We start from the raw sequence: 13,284 nt of genomic DNA on the forward strand, positions 1-13,284 counted from the left end.
GGAGACGATGATGCCGCTTGAAGATCGCTACGGTCTTCCGCTGTCTACCTCCTCGGACGAGGCGGCATCCGCCTATCGCGAGGGCATCGATCTCATGCTCTCCGGCTGGACCGGTACGGCCGAGACGCTGGAGCGGGCGATTGCGGCTGATCCGGGCTTCGCGCTTGCTCACATTGCCCGCGGCCGCGTGCACGCCTTCTACCAGCAGGGCGATCTCGCGCGGCAGAAGGCGGCGCTGGCGCGCGAGCTCGTTGCCAGGCGCGGCACGGAGCGCGAGCGCTCGCATGTCGAGACACTGGCGCTGGCGATCGAGGGGCGGCTGCCCGAAGCGATCGCGACGATGTTGAAGCACGTCGACGCCTGGCCGCGCGATGCCGTGGTGCTGTCGCTGCCGCTCGGCGCCTTCGGCCTGTTCGCGTTCTCGGGCATGGCCGATCACGATCGCGCGCGGCATCAGCTGTGCGAGCGGGTCGCACGGCACTATGGCGAGGACTGGTGGTTTCTCACCATGTCCGGCTGGGCGATGACGGAGAATGGCGATGTCGCGCGCGGCCGCGCCGTCACCGAGCGTGGCTTCAACCTCCGCCGCACCAACGCTCACGCCGCGCATGCGGTGCTGCATGCGATGTTCGAGGACGGCTCGATCGAGGAAGCTGATCGTCTCGTCGACGACTGGATCCTCTCTTACGACCGCGCCGGCATCCTGCACGGCCATATCCTGTGGCACCAGGCGCTCGGCGCGCTCGAGCATGGCGACGCAGCACGCGCGCTCAAGATCTATGCCGACGTGCTCCAGCCTTCCGCCACGCAGGCGCCGCCGCTCAACGTCGTCACTGACGGCGCCTCGCTGCTCTGGCGCCTGTCCGCCTACGGCCACGCCGTGCCCAGAGCGTTGTGGCTGGAAGCCGACACGGCCGCGCAAAAACTATTTCCAAAATCGAGCCTGCCGTTCGCCGACGTCCACATGGCGCTGTTCGCTGCGGCAACGCAAAACAATGAGGCGCTGGCGGCGCGGCTTGCCGTCATCGAGCAACGCCTCGCCGAGGGCAAGCTGCCCGCCGGTCCCGTGGTCCCCGCGATCTGCCGCGCGCTGGCCGCCTTTGCCGACGAGGACTATGCGGCCTGCGTGCAAATGCTCGCGCCCGTCCTCGGCGAGGTCGTCCGCATCGGCGGCAGCCACGCCCAGCGCGAGCTGATCGAGGATACCTTCATCGTCGCGCTGATGTGCAGCGGCGACGTCCCTCGCGCGCGCACCCTGCTCGACGCCCGCCTGCACCGCCGCCCCTCCCTGCGCGATACGCGCTGGCAGGCGACGATGGCTTAGCTCCGCCACGAAAAAAACACCGGCCTGACGGCAAGTGCCCGGCGGGACGGTGGGGCGATTTGGACGAATCGCCAGGGATGGTGCGGTGGTATTCCAGACGGACTCGGCAGCGCGAACGGGATCGCAACCAATTTGCGGTTCGATGGTTATGAAGCGGACCTCCAGCGTCCCTCCAGCGTCCCTTGGCATACGAGCCTGACGATGCGCCTCTGCCGACCGGTCCTCGCAGCAACCCTCGTCGCCTCCCTTGCAGCTTCGGCAAGCCCTTGTTTCGCCGAAGATTCCAAGCCCATTGCGGTCAACAATCCGCCGGCGCAGCAGAACGCCCTGATCGACCTGCTGGCGCTGATGTCCGGCCAGTGCAAGACGCTGAAGGTCGCGGGCCGCACCTTCGCCTGCAAGACGGTCGCCTACGCCCATGGCGACACGGGCCGGGTCAATTTCGCGGTCGCCGTCGACGACCCCAGCGACGAAAACCACGTCGTGTCGTTCTCCGGCGAGAACGGCAAGCGCGCTGACGATAATTCCTACGAGCTGCCGATCGACCGCATGCTGCTCAACTCCAAGGACCGGCCCAGGGTCGACGGACTGCCGGTACCTGCCGAACAGGCCTCCACCGGCATTTGCCGCCAGACCGGTAACTTCGCTGCCAAGAAGGTGAACGACGTGACCTGCTCGGCGACCGACAGCGAAGGCCGCCGATATGAACTGCTGTTCGTCTCCGACGGTACGCCGGTGAGTGTGCGCCGCATCCGGCAATCGTCGCCGTCGATCCAGGACCCGTTCAAGTAGCGGCACTTCGTCCCGCCCTGCCCGGCAGCGAAGCGGGCGTGCATCCTTCCATTTGAAACTCCGGACCAGGCGGGTATGCTCGCGCGCGCGTCCTCATCGAGGAGGCCCGATTGCAACTGGAGCCGGGGGGCCGAGAGTCCAGCAATGCTTGTGATCACCGGGCTCGTGCGCATCCTGATCGTCTGCCTGCTCGCAAGCCTGTCGCGTGAATGCATCGCAGCCGACGGCCCACGGCAGCGTTCGATCCTGGTGCTGGAAGAAGCCGATTTTCGCTCGCCCTTCTATTCCGAGATCTTTGCCGGTATCCGCGCCGCCGCGAAGCAGAACGGCAGGGGTCACACGGTGATCTACGGCGAAAGCCTCGATCTCGCCCGCTTCCCGGGACCGGGCTACGAAGAGAGTCTGGTCGGTCATCTCAAGACCAAATATGCGCAGCGGCCGATCGACGTCATCGTTTCGATCGGCGTGACATCGGCGAAATTCCTTCAAGCGCGCAAGCAGGACATCTGGCCCGCCGCGCCCGTCGTTTACGGCTTCGTGCCCGATCTGCCCGAGACGCGCGCGCTATTCCTGCCCAACACGACAGCCGTCTTCGCAAGGGTGAGACCAGCACAGCTCTTGACCGCAGCGCGCGCCATCGTTCCCGACCTGACCCATGTCGTCCTCGTGGGCGAGGCCTGGAAGAATCCACTAACCTACGGGCATTGGAAACAGGACTTCGCGGCCGAGATGCCCGATCTCGAAGTCACCGATCTGTCCGGCGCGGTACTGCGTGAGGTCCGCAGCCACGTCGCCTCCCTGCCCGCACGCTCTGCGATCCTGACCTCGGCGATGTATTCCGACGGCGAAGGCACCTATTATTCCCCCGCCTCGGCACTCGCACGCGTCGCCGAGAGTGCGAACCGCCCGATCATCATCACATCAGATACGTTCCTCGGGCGCTCGGGCGTGGGCGGCTTCCTGCTGCTGCCCGAGATCATCGGACGGGAAGCCGGCGAGGTGGCGATGCGGATGCTCGACGGCGAAGCGCCGTCGAGCATCGTTCCGTTCAGCGGCAACAACGTGAAGCCGATCTTCGACTGGCGGCAGTTGAAGCGCTGGAATGTGGACGAGGTCAATCTGCCCCCCGGCAGCGAGGTACGTTTCCGCGAACCGAGCTTCTGGGCGCAGTATTACTGGCACTCCATCATCATCGCGGGCGTGGTGCTGGTGCAGGCGCTGATGATCACCATTCTGCTGCGCGAGCGGCGCTTGCGCTTCGTGGCCGAGGTCGAGGCGCGCCAGCGCATGTCGGAGCTCGCCCACATGAACCGTCGCGCCACCGCGGGGGAGATGTCCGTCTCGCTCGCACACGAGCTGAACCAGCCGCTCGCCGCCATTATGATCAATGCCGAGACGGCCCAGCAGATATTACGGAAGCCGGCGCCCGACCTCGGCGAAGTCAGGGACATATTGGACCACATCCGCCGTGACGATCAGCGGGCCGCCGAAGTCATCGGCCGGCTGCGCTCGTTTCTGAAACGAGACCCGACCGAACGGCGCGAGCTTGACCTCAATGCCACCGTCGGCGAGGTGTTTCGATTCCTCTCCGTGCAGGCCCTGACCCACGATGTCGAGCTCCTGTCACAGCCGTCGCCCGCGGACATCCGCGTGAAAGGCGACAAGGTGCAGCTCCAGCAGGCCATCCTGAACATCGTCATGAACGGCATGGAGGCTGTGGCCCATCTCCCGGACGAGCGGCGCCGCGTGGTCGGACGAACCAGTCTCACTGAGGGCAACTTGGCCCTTGTCTCCATTGCCGACGCCGGTCACGGCATCCTCGCGGAGAAAGTGAGCGAGATCTTCAAGCCGTTCTTCACGACCAAGGCGCAGGGCATGGGCATAGGCCTCTCGATCGCGCATACCATCGTCGAGGCGCATGGCGGCCGCATCTGGGCTGAAAATGCCCCGTCAGGGGGCGCCGTCTTTCACGTCAGCCTGCCGCTGGCAGCGCCGCAGTAGCGATCAACCTCGGAGCGACCCATGACGCGCGACCGCCTGTTCCTGCTGCGCCCCGGCTTCGAGGACCCGGCCTATCCGGGCCAACGCTTCTATTGCTGGCATTGCGCACTGATGGAGGGCGTGCTCGCCTCGTTTCCGGCACTGGCCGAAAAGCTCGACGTCGAGCGCATCGCCTGGCCACGGCCGCGGCAGGCCGCGATCGAATTGGTCGGCGAACAGAACCAGTCGCTGCCGCTGCTCGTGCTCGCCGATGGCGCGACATCGCGGCACCAGACCGGCAGCCATCAGGGCCGCGCTTTCATCGCCGACAGGGACGCGATCCTCGCCGCGCTCTCAGAGCGGCACGGCTTTCCCGATCCGCATCCGTAGGAAATGGTCCCGTAGCCCGCATGAGGGCAGCGACATGCGGGAGCAGTCGTCCCGGATATCGCTTCGCTCATCCGGGCTACAGGATACGTCGCGAAACGAGGGAAGATTGGCATTGCGTCCTGTCGATCGCTGCGCATAGTCGGCGCAACAAGCCAACCGAGCCCGCCCCACCATGCCCACGCCCCTCCCCGCCCTCATCGTGGTCGACGTCCAGCGTGCGTTCGACGAATGGGAGGCTGCCGGCAAGCGGCGCAACAACCCCGAGGCCGTGGCGCGCATCGCCGAACTGCTCGCAGCGTTCAGGACGAACCGCGCGCCGATCTTCCACATCCGCCACGAGGGCACGAAGCCGAATTCGTCGTTTCTGCCGTCGCGCTCCGGTTATGCCGTCAAGGACGAGGCGCGCGAGCAGGACGGCGAGCCCGTCATCGTCAAGCGTGTCAACAGCGCCTTCATCGGCACGGATCTCGAAACGCGCCTGCGCGAGGCTGGCATCACCACGCTCGTGATCTGCGGCGCCACCACCAATCATTGCGTCGAGACGACGACGCGGATGGCCGGCAATCTCGACTTCGATGCGCGTCTGGTGCGCGATGCGACCTGGACGTTCGAGCGGATCGGGCCCGATGGTGACGCGCATTCCGCCGAGGAGATCCACGCGATGACGCTGTCGAATCTCAACGGCGAATTCGCGCGCATCGTCACGACGGACGAGGTCGTCGCATCATTCGCGGCGAAGTGATGGCAACAATGCGATCAACGCGGATGATGCGACAATAAATCTCACGACGCGCGATCATCATTACCAGTCAGACATCGCGCGCTGCGTCGTTTCGACGCCCGCACTGGCCGGAACGCGGCCAGCACCCATGTGTTGTCACACGACATTCAACTGGAGTGACGACATGAAGTATCTCATTGCCGTGATGGCCATCGGCGCTGCGGCGCTGGCCGGCGGATCGGCGGCGAACGCGGCCAACAGCACGAGCGCGAAGCAGAACGCGCCGACCGACATCAGCGCGCAGCATCGGCACCATCATGGCCACCGCCATCATCACTGGCGCCATCACAATCATGGCTATTATCGTCCGCACTACCGGAACTACGGCTATTACCCGCGGCACCAAGGCTATTATGGTGGCGGACCGTACGGCTATTACGGCGGCGGCCCCAGCGTCACGTTCGGCTTTGGCGGCAGCCGCTGGTAAACTGGCCGGCACGGACGAACGAAAGGCCCGCGCATGCGCGGGCCTTTTTCATCCGCGCAACATCATCTCCGCCGTCGCCAGCCCGCTCGCCAGCGCGGCCTCGACCGTGCCCATGTCGCGGCCGCGATAGAGCGCTTCGCCCGAGAACAGCACGGCACCATCGGCGCGCGCGAGGATCGCCTGCGCATCGCGCGTGCGCGGCGTCGCCCAGGAATAGGCGCCGCGGGCGAAAGGGTCATGCGTCCAGTTGGTCGCCGCCGCCGCGACGAGCTCGCGCGCGACGTCCTCGCGGGGCAGGCTGAAGATCGCGGCGAGCGAGTCCAGTCCCTTGTCGACCAATCCTTGCGAATCGAGATGCGACAGCTGCGCCGTCCGCGGGCCGCCGAACCAGCCGGTGAGCACGGCACGCTCGTCCGGATAGCGCGTCCACCACACCGGGATGGCCTGCTCCGACAACAGGAAGGTCATATCGGCGAGCTCCGGCTTGCGCTCGCGCCACCACGGCCGCGCGAAGCGCAGCAGGATCTTGATCACGCTGCCGAAGCCGATGTCGTCGGCGGCAGCGGCCTTCGTCCGCGCAGCCGCGGGCAGAGCGATGTCCCGCAACAACGGCAGCGGAACGGTGACGATCACGCGATCGCAGCCGTGCACCTCGCCATTGGCGCAACGGACGACAAGCGCGCCGCCCGCCTCTTCGACGGCCGACACCACGCAGCCGAAGCGGATCGCGGCGCCATGCCCACGGCACTCGGCCGCCAGGAATTCGATCAGTGCGCCATAGCCGCCGACGATGCGCGCCTGGGCGTGATGCCCGCCGTCCATCCATTCCTCGCGCAGCGCCAGGATGGAGGCGCGCGCCGGATCGGCCGCATCGTAACCTTCGACCATGCGCTCGATGGAATGGCGCAGCCGCTCGTATTTTGGTCCGGCAAAGTACCGCCGCAGGAAATCGGCGACGGTGAGATCGTCCTTCAACGCCCCGAGCACGGCTTGCAGCTCCGCCTCATGCGGATCGTGCCGATCCTCGCGCGAGAGCCCTGTGCCGTCAAAGCTCCATTGCGTGCCTGCGATCTCCCGAAGCGATAGCCCCGCCTCGCGCAGCAAAGCGCGCGTGACCGGCGCCTCGCCATGGATGAATTCGGCGCCGCCATCGGCGGGATAGCCGAACTCCGATGCCGGCAGCGGATGAATGCGACCGCCGCAGCGCTCGCGTGCTTCGAGGATGGTCACCCTCTTGCCGGCGCGCACGAGCGCGCGCGCCGCCATCAGCCCGGCCGCACCGGCGCCGACGATGACAATGTGCTCCGACGTCTCCGGCATGGCGGCGCTTTACCCGGCCACGCCTTGCGGATCGTTCTTGATCAGATAGCGCAGCAGCAGGACGCCGCCGCCGAGCTCGCGCACGCTCTCCAGCGTCATCGCGGCGAGCGGCGCGCGCTTGTCGCTATCCGCTTCCGTCGAGTCGAACACGAACGGTGCCCCCTTGGCGCCGTCGATCGCGGGACTGAGGATCAGATTGAATTCGTCGATCAGACCGGCGCGCAGGAAGGCGCCGTTGGCGACGCCGCCGCCCTCCACCAGCAGCCGCTTTACACCGAGTTCGCGGTTGAGGATGTCGAGCGCCAGCGCCAGGTCGATCTCGGACTTGCCGGCGAAGATGTAGGACACGCCCTCGCCGCGCAGCCCGGCAAGATGCGAATCCGGCACGCTCTCGGTCAGCACCACCACGATCGGATCGCCGCCGATGTCGGAGCGGCCCCAGCCGATCTTGCCCTGCGCGTCGAGCACGACGCCGTAGGTTTTAGCGTCGCGCCGCGCTAACCAGTTCTGACGCGGAAAGGCCGCGCCCGACATCGCGGGATAGGGCTTGCCCTTGGCGAACTCGGAGCCGGTGACGCGGCCGATCACCCAGGCATCGCCGCCGAGCTCCTCATGGATCTTCTCGAACCAGTCCGTGCCCGCACCCTTCGGACGCCAGCGGCTGGGATGCGTGCGGCCGTCCAGGCTCGAATGCATCAGGCAAATCACATACGGCTTCATGCAAATCTCCGGATGACGCTCACGCCGCCGTTCCGCCGCCGCCGTCGGCTTTGGCGCGATCGTTGACGATCACCGCGAGCGGATTGAGCTTTGGCGGCGCTATGAGCTGGAGCGTGTTGGTGTCGTGATGATTGAACGGCGCGCCGCGGACGAACAACTCGGTCTGGATCAGATAGGTCCAGCTTCCATCGTCGTTGAAGGTGATGTCGCAGCGATAGGAATCCGTGCGGAAGGCCTGTTCCAGGAAGTCGGTCGAGCAGATCCCGTAAGCGGTATCGCCGCGCTTGGCGGTGACGGAGATCTTGCGGTCATCAGGCGCGGCCTTGCCCGAGGCCAGCAGCACCTGCCCGCGCGGGATCGCCAGCGTCTGCATGATCAGCCCGGTCGCGGGCTCCCACAGCCAGTAGCCGACCTGGTCGTGGAAGGTGATGTCTTCTTCCGGCGTGTTGATGTGGATGTGATAGCGCAAGCCATAGAACAGCTGCGGGCCGTTCGCCTGCGGATCGATCGGGTCCATCCTGATACGCTCGATGAAGGTCCGCCGCTCCGGCCCGTCCGCCTTCGGATTGATGTCGATGCCCTTGTCCGCCTGCCACGTGCCGGCAAGACGGCGAAGCGGGCCGAGATTGGCGAGGGCGTCGGGCGAGACGTCCTCGGGCTCGGTGAAGATGTCGGCGGGAATGGGGAGCATGGGAACCTCGCGTCGTTGCGGGAGGCAGCAATAGCACAAGGCCAGCGCAAAACTACTGGGACGGAACCAGAAGCCGTGCCGGACGTTGTCGGCCGTCGAGTCTTCGAAATCCGGGCTCGGTTGGGCAAGGATGCCCATGTCACGCGTCGCGAGGAGTTCGGTGCTGTCTGAGAAAGCCGCTCGGCAGTCAACTGATGCACGCTTCCTCGCCGATGGCGGCGAGCTGGGCGCGATGATGCGCGCCCTCGACTGGTCGGACTCGCCGCTCGGCCCCCCCAATCATCGGTCACAGGCCCTCAAGACGACGGTCGGCATGCTGCTGGCGGCGCAAGCCCAGATCGTTCTGTTCTGGGGGCCCGATTTTGTCGCGCTCTACAATGATGCCTATGCGCCGGGCATCGGCGCCAATCATCCCCGCGCCCTCGGCCGCCCGGCGATCGAGAATTGGGGGGAGCTGTGGGACGATCTCGAACCGCTGCTGGCCGGCGTCCGCCGAACGCGGACAACGTTCGCCGCAAAGGACCGCCCCTTCTACGTCGAGCGTCACGGTTACGGCGAGACGAGTTACTGGGACGTGTCCTATTCGGCCATACCGGATGACGATGGCTCGGTCGGCGGCGTCCTCTGCATCGTCTCCGAGACCACCGAGCGTGTTCTCGGCGAGACCCAGCTGCGGGCCAGCGAAGCGCGCTACAGGGAGCTCAATGGCACGCTCGAACAGCGCGTGGCCGAACGCACCGCCGAGCGGCACCTGCTTGCCACGATCGTGGAAACCACCGACGGGCAGATTCAGGCGCTCGATCTCGATTACCGCTGGCTCGCCATCAACGCGTCCTGCGCCGATGCCTATCAGCGCATCTACGGCAAGCGGCCGAGGGTCGGCGATTCCCTGCACGAATTCCTCGCCGACCGGCCGGAGCATCTTGCTGCGGCCATTGCGATCTGGAGCCGCGCGCTGGGCGGCGAAGCCTTCACCACGATCGAGGAATTCGGCGATCCCCGCTTCGACCGCCGCGTCTACGAGATGAGGTTCGAGGCGCTGCGCGCGCCGGATGGCACGCGGATCGGTGCGTTCCTGACCGGGACGGACGTGACCGATCGCCTGGAGGAGCAGGCGCGTCTGGCACAGGCGGAGGAGGCGCTGCGCCAGGCCCAGAAGATGGAGGCCATGGGCCAGCTCACCGGCGGCGTCGCGCATGACTTCAACAATCTTCTCACACCGATCGTCGGCCTGCTCGATAGGTTCCAGCGCAGGGGCATCGGCAGCGAGCGCGAGCACCGCCTGATCGCCGGCGCAGCGCAGGCGGCCGAGCGCGCCAAGACGCTGGTGCAGCGTCTCCTCGCCTTTGCGCGCCGGCAACCGCTGCAGGCCGTGCCGGTCGATATCGGCCGGCTCGTCGCCGAGATGGGCGACCTGATCTCGAGCACGACCGGACCGCAGATCCAGGTGACGGTGGACGCGCCGGAAGGGCTTCCCGAGGCGATGGCCGATCCCAATCAGGTCGAGATGGCGATCCTGAACCTCAGCGTGAATGCGCGGGACGCCATGCCTGACGGCGGCAAGTTGCGCATCTCGGCCAAGGCCCGCACGGTTGAGCGCGCACACACATCGGGGCTGACGCCGGGAACCTATGTCTGCATCGCGGTCGCCGATACCGGCATCGGCATGGACGAGGACACACTGGCGCACGCGGTCGAGCCGTTCTTCTCGACCAAGGGCGTCGGACAAGGCACCGGTCTCGGGCTTTCGATGGTCCACGGCCTTGCGTCCCAGCTCGGCGGCGCGCTCACGATCAGGAGTGCCGTGGGGGCCGGGACGACCGTGGAGTTATGGCTGCCGGTGAGTCAGGTGACCGCGGGCGCGATCGACAGCGTCCCTCAGCCGAAACTGCAGCCGCTTCCCGCCGGCACGGCGCTGCTGGTGGACGACGAACCGCTGGTGCGCATGAGCACCGCCGAGATGCTGAGCGAGCTCGGCTACAGGGTCGTCGAGGCGACCTCGGCGGAAGACGCCCTTCAACGCGTCAGGGAGGGCCTACGGCCGAACCTGCTCGTCACCGACCATCTCATGCCGGGCATGAGTGGAACGGATCTCGGCCGCGCGCTGCGCAGCCAATATCCCGAGCTCCAGATCCTCGTCGTCTCAGGCTACGCCAACAACGAAGGCATCGCGCCGGATTTGTCGCGGCTGACAAAGCCCTTCCGGAGCGACGAGCTGGCGGCGAGCCTGGCAAACCTCACCAAGGTGGCGCAGTAGGCCGCGAAGCGCGACCAGTGCCATTGGAGAGCATGAGCCAGCTCGTAGCCCGCATGAGCGAAGCGATATGCGGGAACGGTAGCCGACAAGACCTGGACAAGACCCGGATGTCGCTTCGCTCATCCGGGCTACTTGAGTGGACACTGGCCCCATCAACTGCAGCCGCAAATTATTTCAACGCCAGCCGGTCGCCAACGCTACGCTGCTGCAATACGCCGAGGTCTCGCCTGATCGCCAGCCGGTGACGCGTCCGGCCTCCTTGCACTCGTCGTAACTCTTGTAGTTGCCGACGTTACGGCACGTGGCTGAGTACACACCGCCCGAGGCGTTGCAGCCGACCCAGGGCTTGTCGGCCGTCTTGAAGCTCGATTGGCAACCGCCGACGCAACTGCCCGTCTCGCGCTCGAGCTTGGCAAGCTTGACGGCATCCGACATCGGGGCAGCCGATGCCGTCGAAATCACTGACGAGGTGCGGAAGGCGGAACGGCGCGCTGTCACAGCGTGTGCCGGTCGGTGTGGCCGCACAGCGTGCTTCGGCGCATCGACCGTGACGCCGGGAATCTGGGTGTCCGCAGGTGTCGGTTGAGACATTGCCGTGCCGCCAAGAGCGCACAACAGCAGTCCGATCGAAGAGACGGCGAGAGCGGGCCCCGCAATGAAGCGTGACGACAGCGTCATGGCCATGTCCTTCCAGAGGCGGGGACGGCCAATTCCATCCCCGCGCACGGAAGGATACTACGCGTCAATTGACGTTGCATGGAATAACTATGCAACCTGACGTGAAAAATACCGCAGCTGGCTGAATCGCCCGCGCCGCTTCAGCCGGTCTTCGACCCCGTGATGGCCGCAAGCGCCTCGACGAAGCGGTCGAGATCAGCCTCATCGGTGTAGAGCGCCGGCGTTACGCGGATGCATTGGCCCTTGGCGACGCCCGCCCGGCGAACCGTCAGGACCTTATGCGTGTCCCTGAGCTTCGCCACGATGGCGTCGTTGTCGGCCTTGCTCGTCTTGCCGGCGAGGCGGAAGGACGTGATCGCGCCATAGAGGCCGGCCTCGTCCGGCGTCAGGATCTCGAGGTCCTTGAAGCCCCTGCTGCGACTGACCCAGTAGTCGCGCAGATAGCGCAGCCGCGCCTGCTTCGCCGCAGCGCCGATCTGCTGATGGAGCTCGACCGCCGTGGGCACCGTCAGCACCGTCGCAAAATTGACCGTGCCGGTGTGCACGCGCGAGCGGATGTCGGTTTCCGGGAAGTCCTCGTCGCCGAGGTCGCGGTCGATGGCGGCGAGGCGGTCCTTCTTGATGTAGAGGAAGCCGACGCCGACCGGGGCGCCGATCCATTTGTGCAGGTTGAAGCCGACGAAATCGACCTCGAGCTCGCCCACCCTGAAGTCCATCTGTCCCCAGGAATGAGCGGCATCGAGGATGACGTCGATACCCTTCGCCTTGGCCATGCGCGCGATCTCGGCGACCGGCATGATGAGGCCGGTGCGGTGACTAACGTGGGTGAGGAGCAGAAGCCTGGTCTTCGGATTGGCCTCGAGCGCGCGGGCATAGGCGTCGAGCACGCCCTGACGGGTGGCCGGCTCCGGCACATCGAACTTGACCACGTCGACGCCGCGGCGCGCCTTCAGCGCGTTCATGGCGTACTGCATCGAATCATAGTCGAGGTCGGCGTAGAGCACGCTGTCGCCGGGCTTCAGCCTGTTGTAGCCGCTGATGAGCAGCTGCAGCGCTTCGGTCGCACCGCGAGTGAGCGCGATCTCCTCCGGCGCAGCTCCAAGCGCCGCCGCCACCTTGGCCCGCACGGCCTCGAAATCCGCGCCCGCGCGCTGCCGCGCATAATAGGTGTTCTGATAGTTGACCATGTCGGACAGGCGGATGAACTCGCGCCTCACCGGCTCGGCCATGATGCCCCAGAAGCCGTTCTCCAGATTGACGACGTCAGGCGTCACGGAATAGAGCCCCTTCACGGCCGTCCAATAGGCCTTGTCGGTGGCGATTGCGGCCGCAGGTCCGGTCGGCTGCGGCGGAAGGCCCTCGGCGGCAAGCGCCGGCGCCGCCAGCGGCGCGACGGCTGCGGCCGCGAGGCCCTTCAGGATCGACCGGCGGTCGGAAAAAATTGTCTTGATCGGATGCATGTCCACTCTCTCCGCGAAGCGCGGCGAAAGGAGCAGCATTCATTGACCGGGCGATGACAATCCGATGATGCCGGCGACCGCGCACAGGGAATGTGCGTGCATCGCGCGGGCGGTTGCGGGAATGAGGGCCGCGGATCGCGGCCCTCAGCCGAAGACCACGCTCAAGCCGCTTCCGACATTGATTTCGCACGCTGCTCGAGCACGCCGATCGTCGACACCAGATTGTCGCGTCGCGCGCGAAGATTGGCCGCGAGCAGCGGATAGGTCGGCTGATTCGCGTCGAACACCCCGGTTCTCGCTTCTTCCTCGAGAATGTCGGTGTTCAGGAGCCGAACACGCCACCACAAATCGGCGATCAACGCATCGAGCTGGAGTTCACCAGCACCAGAACGGGACACTTCCTGCATCACTTTGCCTCAACCTGAAACGGCCACCTCTGCTGGGGCCTGGATTGGTCCTGACTG

The 13,284-nt window shown here is 66.1% G+C and carries 13 protein-coding genes; 7 read left to right on the plus strand and 6 right to left on the minus strand.

Translation table 11 applies throughout. The features are described 5' to 3' along the window. The first annotated feature begins 10 nt into the window (after nucleotides 1-10). The 6 genes from IQ16_RS29935 (at nucleotide 11) to IQ16_RS29960 (ending at nucleotide 5,694) form a co-directional block, all read left to right on the plus strand. Nucleotides 11-1,324 (plus strand): tetratricopeptide repeat protein, encoded by a 1,314-nt coding sequence (locus IQ16_RS29935; protein WP_026312529.1) that lies wholly within the window; start codon nucleotides 11-13, stop codon nucleotides 1,322-1,324. Between the two features lie 201 nt (nucleotides 1,325-1,525). Beyond that, on the plus strand, nucleotides 1,526-2,116 hold the full coding sequence (locus tag IQ16_RS29940; protein WP_018646433.1) for a hypothetical protein: 591 nt from the start codon (nucleotides 1,526-1,528) through the stop codon (nucleotides 2,114-2,116). Between the two features lie 144 nt (nucleotides 2,117-2,260). Next, nucleotides 2,261-4,117: a sensor histidine kinase gene (locus IQ16_RS29945; RefSeq protein WP_018646432.1), complete on the plus strand. Its 1,857-nt coding sequence runs from the start codon at nucleotides 2,261-2,263 to the stop codon at nucleotides 4,115-4,117. A gap of 21 nt (nucleotides 4,118-4,138) precedes the next feature. Beyond that, a complete protein-coding gene (locus IQ16_RS29950; RefSeq protein ID WP_018646431.1) occupies nucleotides 4,139-4,486 on the plus strand; it encodes a DUF3088 domain-containing protein in 348 nt (115 codons plus the stop codon). A 172-nt stretch (nucleotides 4,487-4,658) separates the two neighbouring features. Next, complete coding sequence (locus tag IQ16_RS29955) at nucleotides 4,659-5,228, plus strand: cysteine hydrolase family protein (protein ID WP_018646430.1); 570 nt, start codon at nucleotides 4,659-4,661, stop codon at nucleotides 5,226-5,228. A 163-nt stretch (nucleotides 5,229-5,391) separates the two neighbouring features. Further along, nucleotides 5,392-5,694 carry a hypothetical protein gene (locus IQ16_RS29960; RefSeq protein WP_018646429.1) on the plus strand — a complete coding sequence of 101 codons (303 nt, stop codon included), beginning with the start codon at nucleotides 5,392-5,394 and terminating at the stop codon, nucleotides 5,692-5,694. A gap of 48 nt (nucleotides 5,695-5,742) precedes the next feature. Here IQ16_RS29960 and IQ16_RS29965 read toward each other — a convergent pair whose 3' ends face one another. From IQ16_RS29965 to IQ16_RS29975, 3 genes are read right to left on the minus strand one after another with little or no spacing between them, the layout of a single operon-like run. Then, complete coding sequence (locus tag IQ16_RS29965; RefSeq protein ID WP_018646428.1) at nucleotides 5,743-7,014, minus strand: flavin monoamine oxidase family protein; 1,272 nt, start codon at nucleotides 7,012-7,014, stop codon at nucleotides 5,743-5,745. 9 nt (nucleotides 7,015-7,023) lie between these two features. Continuing rightward, complete coding sequence (locus IQ16_RS29970) at nucleotides 7,024-7,734, minus strand: RibD family protein (RefSeq protein WP_018646427.1); 711 nt, start codon at nucleotides 7,732-7,734, stop codon at nucleotides 7,024-7,026. A 19-nt stretch (nucleotides 7,735-7,753) separates the two neighbouring features. Next, nucleotides 7,754-8,425 (minus strand): FABP family protein, encoded by a 672-nt coding sequence (locus tag IQ16_RS29975; RefSeq protein ID WP_020608052.1) that lies wholly within the window; start codon nucleotides 8,423-8,425, stop codon nucleotides 7,754-7,756. 136 nt (nucleotides 8,426-8,561) lie between these two features. On the opposite strand from IQ16_RS29975, the gene IQ16_RS29980 reads away from it, so the two are divergent. Beyond that, on the plus strand, nucleotides 8,562-10,682 hold the full coding sequence (locus IQ16_RS29980; protein ID WP_145831906.1) for a hybrid sensor histidine kinase/response regulator: 2,121 nt from the start codon (nucleotides 8,562-8,564) through the stop codon (nucleotides 10,680-10,682). A gap of 174 nt (nucleotides 10,683-10,856) precedes the next feature. On the opposite strand, the gene IQ16_RS29985 is transcribed toward IQ16_RS29980, so the two are convergent. The 3 genes from IQ16_RS29985 to IQ16_RS29995 form a co-directional block, all read right to left on the minus strand. Then, nucleotides 10,857-11,360 (minus strand): hypothetical protein, encoded by a 504-nt coding sequence (locus IQ16_RS29985; RefSeq protein ID WP_026312528.1) that lies wholly within the window; start codon nucleotides 11,358-11,360, stop codon nucleotides 10,857-10,859. Between the two features lie 140 nt (nucleotides 11,361-11,500). After that, nucleotides 11,501-12,820 carry an aminotransferase class V-fold PLP-dependent enzyme gene (locus IQ16_RS29990; protein ID WP_026312527.1) on the minus strand — a complete coding sequence of 440 codons (1,320 nt, stop codon included), beginning with the start codon at nucleotides 12,818-12,820 and terminating at the stop codon, nucleotides 11,501-11,503. A 161-nt stretch (nucleotides 12,821-12,981) separates the two neighbouring features. Next, on the minus strand, nucleotides 12,982-13,227 hold the full coding sequence (locus tag IQ16_RS29995; protein ID WP_026312526.1) for a hypothetical protein: 246 nt from the start codon (nucleotides 13,225-13,227) through the stop codon (nucleotides 12,982-12,984). Nucleotides 13,228-13,284 lie beyond the last annotated feature (57 nt).

This window comes from Bradyrhizobium huanghuaihaiense, from assembly GCF_007830635.1.
Lineage (GTDB): Bacteria > Pseudomonadota > Alphaproteobacteria > Rhizobiales > Xanthobacteraceae > Bradyrhizobium > Bradyrhizobium huanghuaihaiense.